Annotated in this window: 19 protein-coding genes; 10 read left to right on the top strand and 9 right to left on the bottom strand. The window is 63.3% G+C overall.

The window, feature by feature from the left end; genetic code table 11:
* The first annotated feature begins 5 nt into the window (after nucleotides 1-5).
* Complete coding sequence (gene rpmG / locus QN397_RS10865) at nucleotides 6-179, top strand: 50S ribosomal protein L33 (RefSeq protein WP_007830291.1); 174 nt, start codon at nucleotides 6-8, stop codon at nucleotides 177-179.
* 176 nt (nucleotides 180-355) lie between these two features.
* Here the strand turns inward: rpmG and QN397_RS10860 are convergent, their stop codons facing one another.
* Both QN397_RS10860 and QN397_RS10855 read right to left on the bottom strand, forming a co-directional pair.
* Complete coding sequence (locus QN397_RS10860) at nucleotides 356-1570, bottom strand: fatty acid desaturase (RefSeq protein WP_323497646.1); 1215 nt, start codon at nucleotides 1568-1570, stop codon at nucleotides 356-358.
* A 132-nt stretch (nucleotides 1571-1702) separates the two neighbouring features.
* Entirely contained in the window at nucleotides 1703-2974 is a 1272-nt protein-coding gene (locus QN397_RS10855) for an RsmB/NOP family class I SAM-dependent RNA methyltransferase (protein WP_323497648.1), read from the bottom strand.
* Between the two features lie 65 nt (nucleotides 2975-3039).
* Here QN397_RS10855 and QN397_RS10850 point away from each other — a divergent pair, with 65 nt between their 5' ends.
* Entirely contained in the window at nucleotides 3040-3279 is a 240-nt protein-coding gene (locus tag QN397_RS10850) for a DUF1653 domain-containing protein (RefSeq protein WP_323497649.1), read from the top strand.
* Here the strand turns inward: QN397_RS10850 and purN are convergent.
* Nucleotides 3260-3865: a phosphoribosylglycinamide formyltransferase gene (purN, locus tag QN397_RS10845; protein WP_323497694.1), complete on the bottom strand. Its 606-nt coding sequence runs from the start codon at nucleotides 3863-3865 to the stop codon at nucleotides 3260-3262. The two genes, QN397_RS10850 and purN, sit on opposite strands and share 20 nt — an antisense overlap.
* 139 nt (nucleotides 3866-4004) lie before the next feature.
* Here purN and QN397_RS10840 point away from each other — a divergent pair, with 139 nt between their 5' ends.
* The 3 genes from QN397_RS10840 (at nucleotide 4005) to QN397_RS10830 (ending at nucleotide 7927) form a co-directional block, all read left to right on the top strand.
* On the top strand, nucleotides 4005-5204 hold the full coding sequence (locus tag QN397_RS10840; RefSeq protein ID WP_323497650.1) for an acyl-CoA dehydrogenase family protein: 1200 nt from the start codon (nucleotides 4005-4007) through the stop codon (nucleotides 5202-5204).
* Nucleotides 5205-5296: 92 nt separating this feature from the next.
* A complete protein-coding gene (locus tag QN397_RS10835; RefSeq protein ID WP_323497651.1) occupies nucleotides 5297-6412 on the top strand; it encodes an acyl-CoA dehydrogenase family protein in 1116 nt (371 codons plus the stop codon).
* A 111-nt stretch (nucleotides 6413-6523) separates the two neighbouring features.
* Nucleotides 6524-7927, top strand: a complete 1404-nt coding sequence (locus QN397_RS10830; RefSeq protein ID WP_323497652.1) for an alpha/beta fold hydrolase — start codon at nucleotides 6524-6526, stop codon at nucleotides 7925-7927.
* Between the two features lie 39 nt (nucleotides 7928-7966).
* Here the strand turns inward: QN397_RS10830 and QN397_RS10825 are convergent, their stop codons facing one another.
* Nucleotides 7967-8524, bottom strand: a complete 558-nt coding sequence (locus tag QN397_RS10825; RefSeq protein WP_323497653.1) for an HNH endonuclease — start codon at nucleotides 8522-8524, stop codon at nucleotides 7967-7969.
* Between the two features lie 188 nt (nucleotides 8525-8712).
* On the opposite strand from QN397_RS10825, the gene QN397_RS10820 reads away from it, so the two are divergent.
* The 4 genes from QN397_RS10820 to QN397_RS10805 all read left to right on the top strand — a co-directional run bounded on the left by QN397_RS10820 (nucleotide 8713) and on the right by QN397_RS10805 (nucleotide 15009).
* Entirely contained in the window at nucleotides 8713-9762 is a 1050-nt protein-coding gene (locus QN397_RS10820) for a bifunctional riboflavin kinase/FAD synthetase (RefSeq protein WP_323497654.1), read from the top strand.
* A gap of 116 nt (nucleotides 9763-9878) precedes the next feature.
* The gene (gene ileS, locus QN397_RS10815) at nucleotides 9879-12716 is read left to right on the top strand and encodes an isoleucine--tRNA ligase (RefSeq protein WP_323497655.1); all 2838 of its coding nucleotides are present in this window, start codon (nucleotides 9879-9881) and stop codon (nucleotides 12714-12716) included.
* A gap of 13 nt (nucleotides 12717-12729) precedes the next feature.
* Nucleotides 12730-13218, top strand: coding sequence for a signal peptidase II (gene lspA / locus QN397_RS10810; RefSeq protein WP_409051580.1), 489 nt, complete (start codon nucleotides 12730-12732; stop codon nucleotides 13216-13218).
* Between the two features lie 129 nt (nucleotides 13219-13347).
* Nucleotides 13348-15009, top strand: a complete 1662-nt coding sequence (locus QN397_RS10805; protein WP_323497657.1) for a Na/Pi cotransporter family protein — start codon at nucleotides 13348-13350, stop codon at nucleotides 15007-15009.
* Nucleotides 15010-15013: 4 nt separating this feature from the next.
* Here the strand turns inward: QN397_RS10805 and QN397_RS10800 are convergent, their stop codons facing one another.
* Nucleotides 15014-16036: a bile acid:sodium symporter family protein gene (locus QN397_RS10800; RefSeq protein WP_323497658.1), complete on the bottom strand. Its 1023-nt coding sequence runs from the start codon at nucleotides 16034-16036 to the stop codon at nucleotides 15014-15016.
* 70 nt (nucleotides 16037-16106) lie between these two features.
* On the opposite strand from QN397_RS10800, the gene QN397_RS10795 reads away from it, so the two are divergent.
* The gene (locus tag QN397_RS10795) at nucleotides 16107-17027 is read left to right on the top strand and encodes a LysR family transcriptional regulator (RefSeq protein ID WP_323497659.1); all 921 of its coding nucleotides are present in this window, start codon (nucleotides 16107-16109) and stop codon (nucleotides 17025-17027) included.
* Nucleotides 17028-17051: 24 nt separating this feature from the next.
* Here the strand turns inward: QN397_RS10795 and QN397_RS10790 are convergent, their stop codons facing one another.
* Genes QN397_RS10790 through QN397_RS10775 form a run of 4 tightly spaced genes read right to left on the bottom strand, consistent with a single transcriptional unit; the run spans nucleotide 17052 to nucleotide 20271 of the window.
* Nucleotides 17052-17444: a response regulator gene (locus QN397_RS10790; RefSeq protein ID WP_323497660.1), complete on the bottom strand. Its 393-nt coding sequence runs from the start codon at nucleotides 17442-17444 to the stop codon at nucleotides 17052-17054.
* Nucleotides 17445-17457: 13 nt separating this feature from the next.
* A complete protein-coding gene (locus tag QN397_RS10785) occupies nucleotides 17458-18444 on the bottom strand; it encodes a quinone oxidoreductase (RefSeq protein ID WP_323497661.1) in 987 nt (328 codons plus the stop codon).
* A 57-nt stretch (nucleotides 18445-18501) separates the two neighbouring features.
* Nucleotides 18502-19305: an SDR family oxidoreductase gene (locus tag QN397_RS10780; protein ID WP_323497662.1), complete on the bottom strand. Its 804-nt coding sequence runs from the start codon at nucleotides 19303-19305 to the stop codon at nucleotides 18502-18504.
* A gap of 18 nt (nucleotides 19306-19323) precedes the next feature.
* A complete protein-coding gene (locus tag QN397_RS10775; protein ID WP_323497663.1) occupies nucleotides 19324-20271 on the bottom strand; it encodes a DMT family transporter in 948 nt (315 codons plus the stop codon).

The raw sequence follows: 20271 nt of genomic DNA, 5'->3' as shown, positions 1-20271 counted from the left end.
AAATCATGGCAACGAGCAAAGGCGGACGCGAAAAGATCAAGCTGGAATCCACTGCGGGTACCGGCCATTTCTATACGACCAGCAAGAACAAGAAGACGATGCCTGAAAAGATGTCGATCATGAAGTTTGATCCCAAGGCGCGCAAGCACGTCGAATACAAGGAAATCAAGCTGAAGTAATTCGGCTGGATCCATTAAAAACCCGCTGCAATCCAGCGGGTTTTTTGTCGCCTGCGATCTATGGAGAGCGCCAACGCACCAAGGTGACAGACACAAAAAAGCCGGCATAGAGCCGGCTTTTCATTCCCGTCCCACGCGCCATCGCATTGAGACGAGCCAGTAGGTGATCTGTACTGCTATGTACGAGCAGCCCGCAAGCGCACCGAGAACTCACGCAGCGCGCTGATGCCGCTGGCTTCCGCGCGGTGACACCAAGCGGCCAGATCGCTGGCCAACTGTTCACGCGAGTGCGATGTATTGAGCCACAGCTGACGCAGTTCCTCACGCATCGTCACCATCTTGTCCAGCACCGGGTGCGCGGCACGGGCCTGCACCAAGTGTGGACGGGCCGATGCCGGCACCTTGTCGTCGTCGCGATGCAGCCAGCGGTTGGCCGCCTTCAGAACCGACAGATCGGCGCCCTTGGCCTTAAGCACGGCCAGTTCGTCACGCGTCGTTTGACGCATTCCCCGGGCATAACCGGCCATAACTTCATAGCGATTGGCGATGACGGCCTCGAGCGTCTTCTCGTTGGCCACGGGCTGGATGTCGCCCATGAGCATCTTTGGCGGAACCTTTTTGACCTTGGCCCAGCCGATGGCTTGCATCATCTGGATGTAGACCCAGCCGATATCGAACTCGTACTTTTTGACAGAGAACTTGGCCGACGTCGGGTAGGTGTGGTGATTGTTGTGCAGTTCTTCGCCGCCAATGATCAGACCCCAAGGCGAAACATTGCGGCTCGCATCGGGCGCCTCGAAGTTGCGGTAGCCCCAGTAGTGGCCAATGCCATTGATGATGCCGGCAGCAGTGATTGGAATCCAGAGCATCTGCACGGCCCAAACAGCCAGGCCCAACATGCCGAACAGCGCCACATTGATGACCAGCATCAAGCCCACGCCTTGCCAGCTGAAGCGCGTGTACAGATTGCGCTCGATCCAGTCGTCAGGCGTGCCGTGGCCGTAACGCTCCATCGTTTCCATGTTCTTGGATTCTTTGCGATAGAGCTCGGCGCCGCGCCAAAGCACTTCGTCGATGCCCTTGACCTGCGGGCTGTGCGGATCTTCTTCCGTCTCGCACTTCGCATGGTGCTTCCGGTGAATGGCAACCCATTCCTTGGTCACCATGCCGGTGCCGAGCCAGAGCCAAAAGCGGAAAAAATGAGACGGGATCGGGCCCAGGTCCATGGCACGGTGCGTTTGCGTCCGGTGCAGGAAGATAGTGACGGCCGCGATAGTAATGTGCGTGGTAACGAGCGTGTACAGCACGACTTCCCACCACGTCAGATTCCACAAGCCGTGTCCGAGCCATTCGATGGCCGCGTTCAGAACGGCAGAGTCAGGAAGCAACATTGAGTCAGGTACTCCATGGCCACACGAAGGTGCAGCCTTAAGATATGGTCGAATTTTAAGGGGCCGAGGCCATTTTGAGGCCCTATATCCTTGATAAATCGCAAGGGTATCTACCTCTTTGGAGCCTCGCGCCTATTTGCGGTTCCATATGGCTGCAAAGAAACCATCGGTCGCGTGCTTGTGTGGCCAAAGCCGCAAATAGCGGGTACCGCTCTCGCCGCGTGCACACAATTCTTTTGCGCCCTCGACTTTCAGCCCCTCAAGCACCTCTGCCACGTCCATCGGCGCGAAATCCGGGTTGGCCGCGCTGAAAGCCTCCGCAATGGCCTCGTTTTCTTCCGGCAGCAGGCTGCACGTCGCATAGACAAGCCTGCCGCCGGACTTCACCAGCCGTGCCGCACTTTGCAGGATGGCGGCCTGCTTCGCAGTCATTTCCGCCACCGACTGGGGCGACTGGCGCCACTTCAGATCGGGATTGCGGCGAAGGGTGCCGAGTCCCGAACAGGGCGCGTCGACCAGCACGCGATCGATCTTCCCGGCCAGGCGCTTGACGCGGTCGTCGCGCTCGTGCGCGATTGCGGCAGGATGGACGTTGGACAACTGGCTGCGTGCGAGCCGTGGCTTCAGAGCGTCAAGCCGGTGCGCCGAGGTGTCGAAGGCATACAGCCGACCGGTGTTGCGCATCGTGGCACCGATGGCGAGCGTCTTGCCGCCCGCGCCAGCGCAAAAATCGACCACCATTTCGCCGCGCTTGGCGTCGAGCAGCAACGCCAGCAATTGCGACCCTTCGTCCTGTACCTCGACCGCGCCGCGCACAAAGGCGTCCAGCTTGTTGAGCGCCGGCTTGCCGTCGATGCGCAAACCCCAAGGCGAGAACGGCGTTTCTACGGCGGCGATGCCTGCCTTCTTCAGTTCCGCTTTGACTTCGGGCCGCTTGGCGATCAGCACATTGACCCGCAGATCGAGCGGTGCCGGTTGCTGCAAGCTCTCGGCCAACCGCCAAAAATCATCGCCCAATTGCGCCTTTAGCGGGCCGACCATCCATTCGGGCAAATTGTGGCGATGGCGCTCGAGGAGATCGTCCTGGCTGACGGCGTCGCAGTTGTCCAGCCAACGCTTTTCGGTGTCGTTGAGTGCACTTTTCAGGAAGTCGCGGGGTCCGTAGAACCCCAAAATCGCCATGCGCCGCTCCTTGGAACCGCTGCCCGAGGGCGACAAGTGATCGAACAACAGCTTCTTCCGAAGCACGGTGTAAACGGTCTCGGCCAGCGTGCCGCGCTCGCGCGGCCCGAACTCACGGTGATCACGAAAAAAACGGGAAACGACCTGGTCGGCCGGATGATCGAATTTCAGAACAAGGCCGACCAGATCGGCGGTCGCCTGCAACAGGGCTTGGGGATGCATGGGGCGATTGTCCCATCCTGCCTCCGCAGCGCCGGCGCCCAGACGCCGGCCGCCACAATCCGACGATGACCGACGACGACCTCCCTCCCCTGATTGCGACGCCACCCGGCCGCTACCGCCACTACAAAGGCGACGAATACGAAGTCATCGACACCGTGCGCCACAGCGAAACCTTGGAGCCGATGACGCTTTATCGCGCGCTTTACGGCCAGCATGGTCTATGGGTACGGCCCACAGCGATGTTTGGCGAAACCGTTCAGTTCGATGGCGTCGAACGCCTGAGGTTCAAGCGGATTTCAGACTAGCAGTTGCTTCGATTTCGAGCCAGCGCTCGATGGCCAGCGGATAAAGGCGATGCTCCTGTGCGAGCACCCGCTCGGACAGAGTGGCGGCCGTATCGCCATGCAGCACAGGCACCGCGGCCTGCGCGAGGATCGGGCCGTGGTCGAGCTCCGTGGTGACATGGTGCACGGTAACGCCCGCCACCTGGCAGCCCGCGTCGATCGCTCTTTGGTGGGTGCGAAGCCCCGGAAAGGCCGGAAGTAACGACGGGTGGATGTTGATCAGACGCCCGTCGAAATGCGCCACGAAGCCGGGAGTCAAGATACGCATGAATCCTGCCAAAACGACCAGCGCCGGCGCATGAACGTCGATGGCTGCTGCCAGTGCGGCGTCGAACTCATCGCGCACCGCAAATGCTTTGTGGTCTACGGCCGCCGTAGCGATGCCGTTCGCTGCTGCCAGAGAAAGGCCGCCCGCCGTCGGCTGGTTGCTGATGACCGCCGCGATGCGAGCGCTGAAGCGCTCTGCCCAGCGACCGCTCCCGGCAGCCCGCACGATGGCCGCCATGTTGGAGCCGCCACCGGAAATCAGGATCACGATGTTTTTCATGGAGGCGCGAATTATCTGTGCGCGCAGCTGCGACCTTTTTGTCGCGGCGCGGACACCCGAAAACCGCACGACCGTGCTAAAAACCGCAATTCCGGAAATCAAGCCGCAACGGCGATCCGATCAACACAGCGAGGCATGCATGGATTTGAGCTTCACGCCCGAAGAACAAAAGTTCCGCGAAGATATTCGCGCCTGGGTCAAAGAGAACCTTCCCCCCGAGATTTCGCACAAGGTGCACAACGCGCTCGAGCTGACGCGTGAAGATCTCCAGCGGTGGGCCAAGATTTTGGGCTCCAAGGGCTGGCTCGGTTACGGCTGGCCAAAGGAATTCGGCGGTCCGGGTTGGACAGCCATCCAGCGCCATCTTTTCGAGGAAGAAACCGCCCTGGCAGGCGCGCCGCGCATCATTCCGTTCGGACCTGTGATGGTCGCGCCGGTGATCATGGCTTTCGGCAATGCCGAACAGCAGAAGCGCTTTCTGCCTGGCATCGCCAGCGGTGAAGTCTGGTGGAGCCAGGGCTACAGCGAGCCGGGTTCGGGTTCCGACCTCGCCTCGGTCAAGACCAAGGCCGAACGCCAAGGCGACAAGTACATCGTCAACGGCCAAAAGACCTGGACCACGCTCGGCCAGTATGGCGACTGGATGTTCAACCTCGTGCGCACCAGCAACGAAGGCAAGCCGCAGACCGGCATCAGCTTCCTGCTGCTCGACATGAAGTCGAAAGGCGTGACCGTGCGGCCGATCAAGTTGCTTGACGGCGGCCATGAAGTCAACGAAGTGTTCTTCGACAACGTCGAAGTGCCGGCCGAGAACCTGGTCGGCGAAGAGAACAAGGGCTGGACCTACGCCAAGCATTTGCTCAGCCACGAGCGCACCAACATTGCCGACGTGAACCGCGCCAAGCGCGAACTCGAACGCCTCAAGCGCATCGCGAAGAGCGAAGGCGTTTGGGACGCGGCGGGCGATGCTTACGCTTCGCGCTTCCGCGACGAGATTGCCAAGCTCGAAGTCGACCTGGTCGCCCTCGAGATGATGGTCCTGCGCGTTCTGTCGGCCGCCACGTCGGGCAAGAACTCGCTAGACGTCGCCGGTCTGCTGAAGATTCGCGGCAGCGAAATTCAGCAGCGCTATACGGAACTGATGATGCTGGCGGGCGGCGCTTATTCGCTACCGCTCATCCGCGAGGCGATGGAAGCTGGCTACCAAGGCAACTTTCCCGGTGGCAACCCTGCACTGGCGCCGCTCACGTCGACCTTCTTCAACATGCGCAAGACCACCATCTACGGTGGCTCGAACGAAGTGCAACGCAACATCGTCGCGCAGACGGTTCTCGGCTAACGCCTTAGAACCGTCCGCGCGAGCGCGACAGGACTGCTCCCCACTCCCCCTCCACGAGGGGGCTCCAGCAAGAGCTTCGCTAGGAATTAAAAATGGATTTCAACTTCACCGACGACCAGGAACAACTTCGCGACGCCGTTCGCAAGTGGGTCGACAAAGGTTATGACTTCGAACGCCGCCGCAAGATCGAAGCGGCCGGTGGCTTCTCGCGCGAAGCATGGGACGAGATCGCCGAACTCGGCCTTGGCGGTCTCTACATCAGCGAAGACGACGGCGGGCTTGGCATGGGCCCCGTTGCAGGCATGGTGGTCATGGAAGAACTCGGCCGCGGCATCGTGCTCGAGCCTTTTGCACAGACGCTGATCGCGGGCGGGGTGCTGAGCGGCTACGCCGGCGCCGACATCAAGGAAAACTGGCTGCCGCGCATCGCCGGCGGTCAGGCCATCGTCGTGCTCGCGTACCAGGAGCGCAAGGCACGCTACCGACTCGACGTGTGCGAGGCAAAAGCCGCCAAGTCGGGCGACGGTTACACGGTCAACGGCACCAAGAGCCTGGTGGCTGCCGGCGATGAAGCCGATGCTTTCCTCGTGCCGGCCCAGCTCGACGGAAAGATCGCACTCTTTTTGGTCGAGCGCAGCGCCAGCGGTGTCGAAGCACGCGGCTACGGCACGCAGGCTGGCGACCGCGCCGCTGAAGTCGTGTTCGACAAGGCTGCGGCAATTTTGGTCACGGTCGACGGACTGACGGCCCTAGAGCACGCTGTCGACATCGGCATCGCAGCGATTTGTGCCGAAGCGGTCGGCGTCATGGACAAGACGGTCGCGTTGACGGTCGACTACATGAACCAGCGCAAGCAATTCGGTGTGACGATCTCCACCTTCCAGGCGCTGCGCCATCGCATCGCCGACATGAAGATGCAGCTTGAACTTGCGCGCTCGATGAGCTACTACGCATCGCTCAAGCTCAATGCCCCGGCAGAGGAACGCCGGCAGGCAATGGCACGGGCCAAGTACCAACTCGGCACGTCGATGCGCTACGTCGCGGCGAACTCGGTGCAGTTGCACGGCGGCATCGGCGTGACCGACGAATACATCGCGAGCCATTACTTTCGCAAGCTCACGCAGCTCGAAATGACGTTCGGCGACACCCTGCATCACCTGGGAGAAGTGTCCACGCGCATGCATGACACGGCGGGCGTCTTCGCCTGAAGGCGCGACTTCTCTCGCCACCTGCCGACCAGCGCCCTTGCATCCAGCGCACCACACGCCCGCCCGCACTCGCCGGCGGGCGTTTTGTATTTACTTGGAACGAAGCTTGTAATGCCCACGTACACACGTCGCACAGTCCTCATTGCGGGTTTGGCCACGGCCGTCGCCGTCACCATGCTCACCGCCTGCGCCACCGCGCCTTCCCCGTCGTCGACCGAGCGTCCGCCGATCGTGTTCATGCACGGCAATGGCGATTCAGCAGCGCTTTGGCAGACGACGATCTGGCGCTTCGAGTCGAACGGCTGGCCACGTGATCGGCTGTTCGCCGTCGACCAGCCGATGCCGCTGGCGCGGGACGACGACACCATCGCTCAACCGGGCCGCACTTCGACGGCGGAGTCCGCAGCCTTTCTGCAAACCGAAGTCGACAAAGTGCTGAAAGCGACGGGCGCCAGCAAGGTCGTGCTGCTTGGCAACTCGCGTGGCGGCAACACGATCCGCAACTACGTACAAAACTACGGCGGCGCTGGCAAGGTCAGCGCCGTGGTGCTGGGCGGAAACCCCGCCCACGGCATCTGGAACGTGCCGGGCTTCAACGAACGCAGTGAATTTTCGGCGCGCTCGGCCCTCATTCAACAACTGAACATGCCCAAGGGACCGAGCGGCGACGAGGTCACGTCCGGCGTCCGTTGGCTCACGCTGCGCTCCGACAGCAACGACAAGTTCGCGCAACCCGATGGCGTGTGGATCGGTGCGCCCGGCAAGCCGACGAACATCGGCTACGACGCGCCGGCGCTGAAGGGCGCGACCAACATCGTGCTACCGCGTGTCGATCACCGCGAGACGTCGTTCTCGCCGGCGGCCTTCGCCGCGACCTGGCAGTTTCTGGTGGGCGAGGCACCGAGGACCACCGCCGTGACACCAGAGTCCACAGTCGTGCTCGACGGGCGCCTCACCGGCCTCGGGCTTTCGAGCATCGATCCGGCGAGCGGTCAGTTCACCAACAACATCCCGATCGTGGGCGCGCAGTTGGCGGTCTATGCAACGGATGCCAGCACGGGCGCTCGCACCGGCGAACCGGTCCATCGCAAGACGATCGGCGCCGACGGCCGCTGGGGACCGTTCGGAGCACAGTCCGGCACCGCCTACGAGTTCGAGATCACGGCGCCGGGCTATGCCACCACACATGTCTACCGCAGCCCTTTTCCGCGCAGCAGCAGCGTGATCAACCTGCGACCCGAACGCATTGCGCCGGCAGACCGCGATGCCAGTGCCATCGTGATCTTTACCCGCCCGCGCGGCTACTTCGATGCCGAGCGCGACACCATGCGCTTCGACGGGCAAGCTGCGCTGCCGGGCGTTCCGCCGCACGGTTCGGGTGTTTCGTCGTCGAAGATCAAGCTGACGAGCGAGGCGCCGCGTTCTGTCGCCGGCGAGTTCAATGGTGAGCGCGTCGCAGGCCAGACCTGGCCCGCGGCGCAAGGCAACATCACGTTGCTCGAACTGACGTACTGAGTCGTCCGGAGGCCGCAGCGGAATTGGAGAGCGGCGCTGCTAGCCGTGCAAGCGCGAGCTGTGCGGCAGGTGCGCCATCAGGAACTCCATTTGATCCGCGAGGATACGGCGGTTGCGCAAGATGAAGTCTTCCCACAGGCTGGGCACATAGGGCGCGTAGAGCAGCGGCATGTTCGCCTGCTCCGGCGTGCGGCTGCTCTTGCGGTGGTTGCAGGGCTTGCAGGCCGTGACCACGTTCATCCACACGTCGATGCCGTTTTGCGCAAACGGAATGATGTGCTCGCGCGTGAGTTCGTCGTCGTGGAAGTGGCCGCCGCAATAGGCGCAGAAACCCCGGTCACGGGAGAACAGCTTGCTGTTGGTCAGCCCGGGGCGCTGCGTGAAAGGATTGATGCGCGGCACGCCCTTCGTGCCGATGATGCTGTTGATCGCGATCTGCGACTGCAGCCCGGTCACAGCGTTGTGCCCACCGCGATACACCGCCACCTGCGCGCCCACCTCCCAGCGAACTTCGTCCGCCGCGTAGTGAATTACCGCCTGTTCGAGCGATATCCACGACTGGGGCAGCCCTTGGGCCGACAGTTTCAAGACCTTCACCACACGTCTCCTCAAAAAAGGGAAGAACCACGGAAAGACCGGATGCACACGGTGAGTCGCAGGCACCCCTGAACAGAGGGCAATTGACTCACTGCGTCACAATATACCGGCTTTGTGACAAATCGCTGCTGCGAGCCCATTTGACGGGCGCGGGCTGCTATCAAAAAGAGATCAATTCGACAACGCCTATGCAGGTTTTTCGCGGTTTTCGGCACCCGGGTGTGGCTAAAGCCTGCGCCCTGACCATCGGCAATTTCGACGGCGTCCATCGTGGCCATCAGGCCATGCTCGCGCTTTTGAACACCGAGGCCCGTCAGCGCGGCCTGCCTAGTTGCGTGCTGACTTTCGAGCCGCATCCGCGCGATTACTTCGCGGCGCTTGCGAAGCGACCGGAGCTCGCGCCAGCCCGCATCGGCACCCTTCGCGACAAGCTGGCCGAGCTCGCTGCCGGCGGTGTGGCGCAGACCATCGTGTTGCCTTTCGACAATCGGCTGGCCTCGCAAACCCCCGATGAATTCGTGCGCGACGTACTTGTCGAAGGCCTCGGCGCCCGCTATGTGCTGGTGGGTGACGACTTCCGCTTCGGTGCCAAGCGCGCCGGCGACTACGCGATGCTCGACGCTGCCGGTGACGCGAACGGTTTCGACGTGGCGCGCATGAACAGCTACGAAGTGCACGGCCTGAGGGTGTCGAGTTCGGCCGTGCGCGAGGCGCTGGAGGCCGGACGCATGAAAGAGGTACAGACGCTGCTTGGTCGCCCTTATGCCATCTCGGGCCATGTGGTGCACGGCCGCAAGCTCGGTCGGGCCCTGGGTGCGTCGGCGCCGGGCAAGGACGACGGTTTTCGCACGCTCAACCTGCGGTTCAAGCATTGGAAACCGGCGGCCAGTGGCATCTTCGCGGTGCTGGTGCACGGCCTCGGCGACAAGCCGCTGCCGGGCGTTGCCAACCTCGGCGTGCGGCCGTCGCTCGATGCCAACGACGTGAACGCCGGTCGTGTGCTGCTCGAAACGCATTGCCTGGAGTGGCCCTCGCAACTCGGCATCGAAGGTGCCTACGGTAAAATCGTTCGCGTGGAACTGCTCTCAAAACTGCACGACGAATTGCGCTACACCAGCCTCGAAGCCCTGACTGCAGGCATCGCGAAGGATGGCCGGGACGCGCGCGCGTTCTTCGCGTCCATGCCTGTGCAGACCCACGCAGAAACCCACCGCCAGACCACGCGCGACCGAATTTAGCCTTGCACGCTCGTGCTGCCGCCCTTCGACAAGCTCAGGGCGAACGGCTTTCCCCTCCGTTCCGACGCTGACCCGTTCGGGCTGAGCCTGTCGAAGCCCTGTTCCGTACTCCAATCATGTCCGACACCCCCTCCTCGACCGACTACCGCGCCACTCTCAACCTGCCCGACACCCCCTTCCCGATGCGCGGCGACATGGCCAAACGCGAGCCGGGCTGGGTCAAGGAATGGGAAGACGAAGGCCGCTACCAGCGCCTGCGTGACGCCCGCATGGGCGCGCCCAAGTTCATCCTGCACGACGGCCCTCCGTACGCCAACGGCCAGATCCACATGGGCCACGCCGTCAACAAGATCCTCAAGGACATGATCATCAAGGCGCGACAGCTCGAAGGCTTCGACGCGCTCTATGTGCCGGGCTGGGACTGCCACGGCCTGCCGATCGAGAACGCGATCGAAAAGAAGTACGGCCGCAACCTGAGCCGCGACGACATGCAGGCCAAAAGCCGCGCCTTCGCGACCGAGCAGATCGCGCAGCAGATGACTGACTTTCAGCGCCTGGGCGTGCTGGGCGAATGGACGCATCCGTACAAGACGATGGACTTCGCTAACGAGGCCGGCGAGCTGCGCGCCTTCAAGCGCGTGATCGAGCGCGGCTTCGTCTACCGCGGCCTGAAGCCGGTGTACTGGTGCTTCGACTGCGGCTCGTCGCTGGCCGAGTTCGAGATCGAATACGCCGACAAGAAGTCGCAAACCATTGACGTCGCCTTCAAAGCGCACGAACGCACCAAGGTGCTCGAAGCCTTCGGCCGGCCCGACGTGCTGGGCGATGTGTTCGCCGTCATCTGGACCACCACCGCCTGGACCATCCCGGCGAATCAGGCGATCAACCTGAACCCCGAGCTCGAGTATTCGCTGGTGGACACCGAGCGCGGTCTGCTGATCCTGGCCAACTCGTTGGTCGAGATGTGCATGACGCGCTATGCGCTCGATGGCAAGGTGCTGGCCACCGTCAAGGGCGAGGCGCTCGGTGGCCTGGAGTTCGAGCACCCGCTCTATGACGTCGACGCGGGCTACCAGCGCCTGTCGCCGGTGTACCTGGCCGACTACGCCACCGCCACCGACGGCACCGGCCTGGTCCACTCCTCGCCCGCCTATGGCGTGGACGACTTCAACTCCTGCATCGCACACGGGCTGACGATCGACGACATCCTGAATCCGGTACAAGGCAACGGCAGCTATGCGGCCGACTTTCCGTTGTTCGGCGGCAAGAACATCTGGAAGGCGGTGCCCGAAGTCATCGCCGCGCTGCGCGATGCCGGCCGCCTGATGACGACAGAAACCATTACGCACAGCTACCCGCACTGCTGGCGCCACAAGTCGCCGGTCATCTACAGGGCCGCGGCCCAATGGTTCATCCGCATGGACGAAGGCGAAGGCGTGTTCACCAAGGACAAGGCGCCCAAGACCTTGCGCCAGACCGCGCTCGACGCCATCGAACAGACGACCTTCTACCCAGAAAACGGCAAGTCGCGCCTGCACGACATGATCGCCAACCGGCCCGACTGGTGCATCTCGCGCCAGCGCAGCTGGGGCGTGCCGATCCCGTTCTTCCTGCACAAGGATTCGGGCGAGTTGCACCCGCGCACGATGGAGATCCTGGACCAGGCGGCCAGCATCGTCGAGGCCGGCGGCATCGAGGCCTGGAGCCGCGTCACGACCGAAGAGATCCTCGGCGCCGACGACGCGTCGAGCTACACCAAGAGCACCGACATCCTCGAAGTCTGGTTCGACTCGGGCTCGACGTTCTGGCACGTGCTGCGCGGCACGCACGCACCGGGCTTTCACGAAACGGGCCCCGAAGCCGACCTGTACCTTGAAGGCCACGACCAGCACCGCGGCTGGTTCCACTCATCGCTGCTGATCGCCTGCGCACTCGAAGGCCGTGCGCCGTACCGTGGGCTGCTGACGCACGGCTTCACCATCGATGCGCAAGGCCGCAAGATGAGCAAGTCGCTCGGCAACGGGCTCGACCCGCAGGAAGTCAGCAAGAAGCTGGGCGCAGAAATCATCCGCCTGTGGGTGGCAGCAAGCGACTATTCAGGTGACATCGCGGGCGACGACAAGATCCTCGCGCGCGTGGTCGACGGCTATCGCCGCATCCGCAACACGCTGCGCTTCCTGCTGGCTAACACCTGCGATTTCGACATCGCCAAGGATGCGGTGCCGCTGGACCGCATGCTCGAGATCGACCGCTATGCGCTCAGCCGCGCAGCGCAATTCCAGGCCGAGATCCTCGCGCACTATCAGGTGTACGAATTCCATCCGGTGGTCGCCAAGCTTCAGATCTACTGCTCGGAAGACTTGGGCGGCTTCTACCTCGACATCCTGAAAGACCGGCTCTACACGACCGCGCCGGGCTCGCTGGCACGCCGCAGTGCGCAGACCGCGCTTTGGCACATCTCGCAGGCGATGCTGCGCTGGATGGCGCCGTTCCTGAGCTTCACCGCGGAAGAAGCGTGGCGCGTGCTGGGCCACACTGAATCGATCTTCACGCAGACGTACACCGACCTCGGCACCGCTGACAACGCGTTGCTCGCCAAGTGGAGCCGCATCCGGGAGATCCGCGATGGCGTCAACAAGGAAATCGAAACAGTGCGGGCCGAAGGCAAGGTCGGCTCGTCGCTGCAAGCCACGCTGCAACTGACGGCGCCGCCGGAAGATCACGCACTGCTGCAGTCCCTCGGCGACGACCTGAAGTTCGTCCTCATCGCGTCGGACGTCGCGCTGCTGTCAGGCACAGCGATGTCGACCGTGGTCGTCGCATCGAGCGAAGTCAAATGCGAGCGCTGCTGGCACTACCGCGCCGATGTAGGCCACGACGCGGCCTACCCGACCATCTGCGGCCGTTGCACCAGCAACCTGTACGGTGCGGGCGAAGTGCGGAGCGTTGCCTGACATGGCGCGCACCATGACCTTGTCGCGCGGCGGCAGCCTGTGGCCCTGGCTAGGCTGGGCAGCGATCGTGCTGATCGTCGACCAGTTCACCAAGACGCTGATCCTGGGCTACTACCGGCTGGGCGATCACACGCCCGTCACCGGCTTCTTCAACATCGTGCGGGCCCACAACACAGGTGCGGCGTTTTCGTTCTTGGCGGACCACTCGGGCTGGCAGCGCTGGCTGTTCACCGCCATCGGCGTGGCGGCTGCCGTGTTCATCTTGTGGATGCTCAAGACGCACGCCGGCCAGAAGCTGTTTTCGTTTGCCATGGCATCCATCCTCGGCGGCGCGATCGGCAACGTGATCGACCGGATGATGCATGGCTACGTGGTCGACTTTCTCGACTTCTACGTCGGCAACTGGCACTTCCCGGCGTTCAACGTGGCCGACAGCGCCATCACGTTGGGAGCGATCTGTCTGGTGCTGGACGAGCTTCGTCGGGTCAGACGAGGCAAGTAGAGGCGCGGCCCCTCCCTTTGGGACTCGACGCGGGGCCGGCCGCGGAGGACTACAGGCACGCACCCCTTCGCAGAGGACAGGCGAAGGCGACACGCAATTGGCAGCAACCTGGGGTGTTAGCCTTTCCCGATGAAGCATTTATTGAACCTGCTGGCAGCCATCGCGTTGCTGGTCTGGGGAACCCATCTCGTTCGCACCGGCGTGTTGCGCGTCTTCGGCGCCAACCTGCGCAAGATCCTCGTGCGAAGTATGCGCAACCGCTTCACGGCCGCGCTGTCGGGCATCGGCGTCACGGCGCTGGTGCAGTCGAGCACCGCGACCTCGCTGATGACTTCATCCTTCGTCGGCGCGGGGCTGGTCACGCTGCCGGCAGCGCTGGCTGTCATGCGCGGTGCCGACGTCGGTACGGCGCTGATGTCGGTACTTTTTTCCACCGACCTTTCGTGGCTGTCGCCGCTCTTCATCTTCGTCGGCGTAGTGCTCTTCATCACGCGCTCTGCCAGCGCCGCAGGCCGGGTCGGTCGCGTGCTGATCGGCCTCGGGCTTATGCTGCTCGCGCTGCAACTGGTGGTCGCTACCACCGGGCCGCTGTTTTCTTCACCGGCGGTGCGCGCATTGCTGGCATCGCTCAACAGCGACGTGCTGCTCGAGATCACCATCGGTGCGGTCTTCGCGGTGGTCGCCTATTCCAGTTTGGCGGTGGTGCTGCTGGTCGCGGCCATGGCGAGCTCTAACGTGGTCCCGCTCGACGTGGCGTTGGGCCTCGTGCTCGGCGCCAACCTGGGCAGCGGCTTGCTGGCGGTCCTCACGACCGCCAAGTCACCGGTACCGGTGCGCCAGGTGACCGTCGGCAACCTGATCTTCAAGATTGCCGGTGTCGCCATCGCGGCACCCTTCGTCGGCCTCTATTTGCGCGAAGCGCGCCACTTCGTTTCAGACGCCACCTCTCTGGTGGTGCTGTATCACCTGGCCTTCAACGTGTTCGTGAGCCTCGGCTTCATCGGCTTTACAGACATGGTCGCGCGCCTGGTGTCGCGCGCGATGCCGGTGCCAGTCGCAAACACCGCGACGCAGCGGCCGCACCATCTCGATCCATCGGCCCTCTCGACGCCCTCGCTCGCCATCTCGAACGCGGCGCGCGAGGCCTTGCACCAGGCCGACATCGTGGAGACCATGCTGATCGGCATGCTCAACGTACTGCGCAACAACGACCTGCGGCTCGCGCAAGAGCTTCGCAAGCTCGACGACACGGTGGACGAGCTCTACTCGGCCATCAAGTACTACATGACGAAGATTTCGCGCGAGGCGCTCGGCGAAGAAGAGAGCAAACGCTGGACGGACATCATCAGCTTCACGATCAACATGGAACAGATCGGCGACATCATCGAGCGCGTGATCATCGACATCGAAGACAAGAAGATCAAGCCGCAGCGCAATTTTTCGGACGCCGGCATGAAGGAGATCGTCGAACTGCACGAGCGGCTGATCGCCAACCTGCGCCTGAGCATGAGCGTATTCCTGAACGGCAACGTGCGCGATGCGCAAAAGCTGCTGCAAGAGAAAGCACGCTTTCGCGACCTGGAGCGCGCCTATGCGACCACGCACCTCGGCAGGCTGTCGAACCAGACGGCCCTGAGCATCGAAACCAGCTCGCTGCACATCGACCTGATCAGCGACCTGAAGCGCATCAACTCGCACATTTGTTCGATCGCCTATCCGATCCTGGACTCGGCCGGTGTGCTTTCACCGAGCCGGCTGCGCGAGTCGCGGCTCGGCGAACTCAAAGGCTGAAAACCTAGGGGCCGACCGACCTTGCGGTCTTGGCTTGTTCCGCCACCTTCGACGACGCTTCGATCAGCGGCCGCCGCGCATAGCGCTGTGCCAGATACGCGCACACCATCAACTGCATCTGATGGAACAGCATCAGCGGCAGCACGATCGCGCCGACCGTGTGCGCCGCGAACAGCACCTGCGCCATCGGAATGCCGCTGGCCAGGCTTTTCTTCGAGCCACAGAACACGATCGTGATCTCGTCGGCCTTGTCGAAGCCGAGCTTGCGGGCCAGCCAGGTAGTGCTGACCAGCGCCAAGGCCAACAGCACGCCGCACACCAGCAGCAAGCCGGCCAGTGCACCGATCGGCACCTGCTTCCAGAGCCCTTCAATCACGGCGGCGCTGAAGGCCGTATAGACCACCAGCAGGATCGAGCCACGGTCCACATATGTGAGGATGGACGCGCGGCGCTTGATCCAGCCGCCGATCAGCGGGCGCAACAAATGGCCTGCGACGAACGGCGCCATCAACTGCAGCAGGATCCGGCCGATGGAGTCGAGCGATGCACCCGCACTGGCGTGCTGCACCACGACAAGATTGACCAGCAACGGCGTGATGAAGACACCGAGCAGCGTCGACGCCGATGCGCTGCACACGGCAGCCGGCACGTTGCCGCGCGCCATCGAGGTGAAAGCGATGGCGGACTGCACCGTGGCCGGCAGTACGCAAAGAAACAGGATGCCCGTGTACAGCTCGGGCGTGACGAGCGGCAGCAACACCGGTTTGAGCGCAAGGCCGAGCACCGGAAACAAGATGAAGGTGCAGGCGAACACCAAAAGGTGCAGGCGCCAATGCGTGATGCCCGCCAGGATCGCCTCGCGCGAGAGTTTGGCCCCGTGCAAAAAGAACAGCAGGCCGATCGCGAAGGTCGTCAGTCGCCCGAAGAACACGGCGCCGCCGCCGCTCGCGGGAAGCAGGCTGGCGAGCACGACGGTCGAAACCAGCGCGAGCGTGAAGTTGTCGGGGAGGAAGCGTGAACGGGCCATGGCACCTATTGGAACGCGACCGCATTCAAAAGAGAAATCGATTTATCTAATGGATATATGATTCCGGTGCATGAACGTCACGCTGCGTCAGCTCAGGGTTTTCCGGTCGGTTGCGGAGGGCCGCAACTTCAGCCGCGCCGGGGATCAGGTCGGCCTGACGCAGCCGGCCGTGAGCCGCGCCATCCTGGAACTCGAGTCACAGCTCGGCCTGAAACTGCTCGATCGCACCACGCGCGAGGTGGCGCTGACCGAGGCCGGCCAATCGCTGGCGGCGCGGCTCGATCGCGTGCTCGACGAGCTCGACCAGACGCTTCAGGACGTGGCCGGGCTCGCGAATGCGAGCGGCGGCAAGGTGCGTGTGGCCAGCAGCCCGACGCTTTCGGCCAACCTCATGCCGGCGTGCATCGCGGCATGCGCCACGGCCGCGCCCGGAATCCATTTCATGCTGCTCGACCGCATTCAGCAAGACGTGCTGGACAGCGTGCGCAGTGGCGAAGTCGACTTCGGCGTCGTGATCGAGCCTTCGGCCACCGACGACCTGCATTTCGAAACCATGTTGAGCGATCCCTTCGTGATCGTGACGCTTCCCGAACATCCCTTTGCGCAAAAAAAGAGCGTGCGATGGTCGGCACTCGATGGCGCGGAACTGGTGCTGCTCGACCACGCTTCCGGGAGTCGACGCCTGATCGACGAGGCGTTAAAAAAGCACGGTGCATCGTGCCGGGTGACGCAGCAACTCGGCCATCCGACCACCGTGTTTCGCATGGTCGAAGCGGGCATCGGCATCAGCGTGATGCCGGCGTTGTCGTTGCCGCCCGGGGGCTTGGGCGACCTGGTGGTGCGCCCGCTGACACCACGGGTGCAGCGCACCATCATGCTGATACGGCGGCGCAACCGGGCGCTGTCGCCCGTGGCAGAACGGGTATGGAAGCTCGTGCGCGAGACTGTTGAAGCCGCAGGCGCCCCTAGCGGCCAAGCTCGTGCAAGCTGATCGGCGTCGCGTGGGCGTCGTGCGTCAGTGGTGGTTAGTTTGCTCTTGCCGCTGGCGCAGGCAGAAGTCGATCAGGTCATCGATTTCGGTGGCCTTGTCGAACACCGCGTCGGCACCGAGCTCGGCACAGCGCTGGCGCACATGGCGCGTCGTATGGTTGCTCAACACCACGAGCCTTTGCGTGGATGACCGGTCGCGGCAGGCTTCGATCACGTTCATGCCGCTGCCTTCTTTCAGGAACAGATCGATGATGGCCAGGTCCCACTTGCCGCGGTTATGCGTGAGCCAGGCCGTACCCTCGTCTTCGGTCTCGGCCTCACCGACCGTTTCGACACGCGCCACTTCGCGCAATGTGCCGACGAGGTTCTCACGGATGGTCGCGTTGTCTTCGACGATGTAGGTTCTGACGGTGTTCATGGCCAAGACTGGTTCAGAGCGTCAGCACCGTGCAACCCGTGGTCTTGCGCGCTTCGAGGTCGCGATGCGCCTGCGCCACTTCGGTGAGCGGGTAACGCTGGTCGATCGAGATCTTGACTGCACCGCTTTCGACGACCTTGAACAGATCGTCGGCCGCCGCTTGTGTCGCCTCTCGGGTGGCGATGTGCGTGAACAAGGTCGGCCGCGTCACGTACAGCGATCCGCCGGAAGCCAGCTTGCCCAGGTTGAACGGCGGCACCGCGCCGGAGCCGTTGCCGAAGATGGCGAGCAAGCCAAAGGGTCGCAGGCAGGCCAGCGAGCCTTCGAAAGTGTCTTTGCCGACCGAGTCGTAGACCACTTTCACGCCCTTGCCGCCGGTAATTTCCTTCACACGCTCCGCGAAGTTTTCGGTGCTGTAGTTGATGGCGAATGCAGCACCATGGTCGAGCGCCATCTTGCACTTGGCGTCGCTGCCGGCGGTACCGATCAACTGCAGTCCCAACGCCTTCGCCCATTGGCAAGCGATGAGCCCGACGCCACCCGCAGCGGCGTGAAAAAGGATGAAGTCGCCCGCCTGCAAGCCTTCGGCCGGCAGTGTTTTCTTGAGCAGGTACTGGGCTGTCAACCCCTTCAGCATCATGGCGGCGCCAGTCTCGAACGAGATGGCATCGGGCAGCTTGCAGACGCACTTGGCAGGCATGACCCGCACTTCGCAGTAGCTGCCCGGCGGCTGGCTGGCATATGCCGCACGGTCGCCGGCCTTCAGGTGCGTCACGCCCTCGCCCACCGCCTCGACGATGCCCGAGGCTTCCATGCCGAGTTGCAGTGGCATCGCAAACGGATAGAGCCCGCTGCGCTGGTAGGTGTCGATGAAGTTCAAACCGACCGCCTTGTGGCGGATGCGTATTTCACCGGGGCCGGGCTCGCCGACATCGACCTCCACGATCTTCAGTTCTTCGGGACCGCCATGGCGGTCGATGCGGACGGCTTTGCTCTTCATCGATGTCTCCAAAAAAATCAGAGGCGCATGGTGCCACGATCGCGGCCGGGACGCTCGTCAGTAAGTGCCTGGGTAGGCGCCGCCATCGGCCAGCACGTTTTGTCCATTCACGTAGCCCGCCTGCATGCTGCACAAGAAAGCGCAGATGGCTCCGAACTCCTCGGGGTTGCCGAAGCGCCCCGCCGGAATGGACTTTTGCCGGGCCGCGCGAATCGCGTCGATGTCTTGCCCGGTCTTCTTGGCGGTGCCGGCCATGGTGCCCTTGAGCCGATCGGTATCGAAGGCGCCCGGCAGCAGGTTGTTGATGGTCACGCCCTTGGCCGCGAGGCTCGTGCGCGCCACGCCTGCCACGAAGCCGGTGAGCCCGCTGCGGGCCCCGTTCGACAAGCCGAGGATGTCGATCGGCGCCTTCACAGAGCTCGATGTGATGTTGACGATGCGCCCGAAGCCACGTGCCGCCATGCCGTCGACCGTGGCCTTGATGAGTTCGATCGGCGTCAGCATGTTGGCGTCGACTGCCTTGATCCACGCTTCGCGATCCCAGTCGCGAAAGTCGCCGGGAGGCGGACCACCCGCGTTCGTGACGACGATGTCGAAGTCGGAGTGCACCGCAAAAGCAGCCGCACGACCCGCCTCGGTCGTGATGTCGGCCGCCACGGTCTTGACCCACGGCGTCGCCGCCGCAGACCCGCCCGCGCGTGCCGCCAGCAGCTTGACCGCAGCGGCTTCGAGCGCCTCGGCGCCGCGCGCGACGATCACCACGTTCACGCCCTCCTGCACCAGCGCCAGCGCACTGCCGAAGCCGAGACCCTTGCTCGCGCCGCACACCAGCGCCGTCTTGCCTGCGATTCCAAAATCCATGGGGTTGCTCCTTGGGCGCTAACGGCCCGACCGTGTGAAAACAAAGATACCCGCGATGACCAGCGCCGTGCCCGCGGCGATCCATGCGGTGAACGGCTCGCCCAATATCAACGAGCCCATCAGGATGGTCGATACCGGACCGACCATGCCGGTTTGCGCAGTGACCGCCGCGCCGATGCGCTCGATCGCCATCATCACCATCAACACCGGCACCGCGGTGCACAGCGTCGCGTTGAGCACTGACAACCATATGACTTGCGGTGCCACTTCGAACGCCGCGCTCATCGGCCGCAGCAGCACGAATTGCGCGATGCACAGCACGCAGGCCACGCTGGTCGCCAGCCCGACCAGCCGCAGCGAGCCGAGCCGCTTGACGAACTCACCGCTGTAGATAAGGTAGCCCGCGTAGCTCACCGCACTCAAGAAGCACAGCAAGGTGCCCCACGCCGCATCGGTTCCGCTGGTTCCGCCTCGGCTTGCGCCGCTGCTCAGCAACTCGTGGCCGAACACCAGCAGCACGCCGGTGTAGCTGATGACCATGCCCACGATCTGCGCACGCGAGGCGCGGCGCCGATACAAGAGCCAGCCGAACAACAGCACCAAGGTCGGGTTGAGGTACAGGATCAAGCGCTCGAATCCGGCCGAGATATAGGCCAGCCCGGCAAAGTCGAGAAAGCTTGCGAGGTAGTAGCCCGAAAAACCAAGGCCGAACACGCCGATCCAGTCGCGCGTGGTGAGCGCCGGCTTGCCGCGACCCGACCACCACGCCATGATCACGAACAACGGCAGTGCGAACAGCATGCGCAGCATGATGAGCGTGACCGCGTCGACACCATGCCGGTACGCGAGCTTGACGATGATCGCCTTGCCGCTGAAAGCGATCGCGCCGACCGTGGCCAACACGAGCCCGCCGGCGATGGACTTGCTATGTGCCTGTGCGTCGGCTGCAGTCGTGGCGGATGACAC

Origin of the sequence: Variovorax sp. RTB1 (assembly GCF_035018765.1) — a bacterium.
Lineage (GTDB): Bacteria > Pseudomonadota > Gammaproteobacteria > Burkholderiales > Burkholderiaceae_C > Variovorax.
The sequence above is the reverse complement of the archived record's forward strand: the minus strand, read 5'-3'. Positions and strand labels throughout refer to the sequence as shown.

Excerpts from the sequence above, each read along its gene's own strand:
- QN397_RS10835 (WP_323497651.1), top strand. The coding sequence starts at position 5,297 with ATGGATTTCAACTTCACCGACGACCAGGAACAACTTCGCGACGCCGTT.
- ileS (WP_323497655.1), top strand. The coding sequence starts at position 9,879 with ATGTCCGACACCCCCTCCTCGACCGACTACCGCGCCACTCTCAACCTG.
- rpmG (WP_007830291.1), top strand. The coding sequence starts at position 6 with ATGGCAACGAGCAAAGGCGGACGCGAAAAGATCAAGCTGGAATCCACT.
- QN397_RS10860 (WP_323497646.1), bottom strand. The coding sequence starts at position 1,570 with ATGTTGCTTCCTGACTCTGCCGTTCTGAACGCGGCCATCGAATGGCTC.
- QN397_RS10780 (WP_323497662.1), bottom strand. The coding sequence starts at position 19,305 with ATGGATTTTGGAATCGCAGGCAAGACGGCGCTGGTGTGCGGCGCGAGC.
- QN397_RS10840 (WP_323497650.1), top strand. The coding sequence starts at position 4,005 with ATGGATTTGAGCTTCACGCCCGAAGAACAAAAGTTCCGCGAAGATATT.
- QN397_RS10820 (WP_323497654.1), top strand. The coding sequence starts at position 8,713 with ATGCAGGTTTTTCGCGGTTTTCGGCACCCGGGTGTGGCTAAAGCCTGC.
- QN397_RS10790 (WP_323497660.1), bottom strand. The coding sequence starts at position 17,444 with ATGAACACCGTCAGAACCTACATCGTCGAAGACAACGCGACCATCCGT.
- QN397_RS10795 (WP_323497659.1), top strand. The coding sequence starts at position 16,107 with ATGAACGTCACGCTGCGTCAGCTCAGGGTTTTCCGGTCGGTTGCGGAG.
- lspA (WP_409051580.1), top strand. The coding sequence starts at position 12,730 with ATGACCTTGTCGCGCGGCGGCAGCCTGTGGCCCTGGCTAGGCTGGGCA.
- QN397_RS10855 (WP_323497648.1), bottom strand. The coding sequence starts at position 2,974 with ATGCATCCCCAAGCCCTGTTGCAGGCGACCGCCGATCTGGTCGGCCTT.
- QN397_RS10785 (WP_323497661.1), bottom strand. The coding sequence starts at position 18,444 with ATGAAGAGCAAAGCCGTCCGCATCGACCGCCATGGCGGTCCCGAAGAA.
- QN397_RS10850 (WP_323497649.1), top strand. The coding sequence starts at position 3,040 with ATGACCGACGACGACCTCCCTCCCCTGATTGCGACGCCACCCGGCCGC.
- purN (WP_323497694.1), bottom strand. The coding sequence starts at position 3,865 with ATGAAAAACATCGTGATCCTGATTTCCGGTGGCGGCTCCAACATGGCG.
- QN397_RS10805 (WP_323497657.1), top strand. The coding sequence starts at position 13,348 with ATGAAGCATTTATTGAACCTGCTGGCAGCCATCGCGTTGCTGGTCTGG.
- QN397_RS10830 (WP_323497652.1), top strand. The coding sequence starts at position 6,524 with ATGCCCACGTACACACGTCGCACAGTCCTCATTGCGGGTTTGGCCACG.
- QN397_RS10800 (WP_323497658.1), bottom strand. The coding sequence starts at position 16,036 with ATGGCCCGTTCACGCTTCCTCCCCGACAACTTCACGCTCGCGCTGGTT.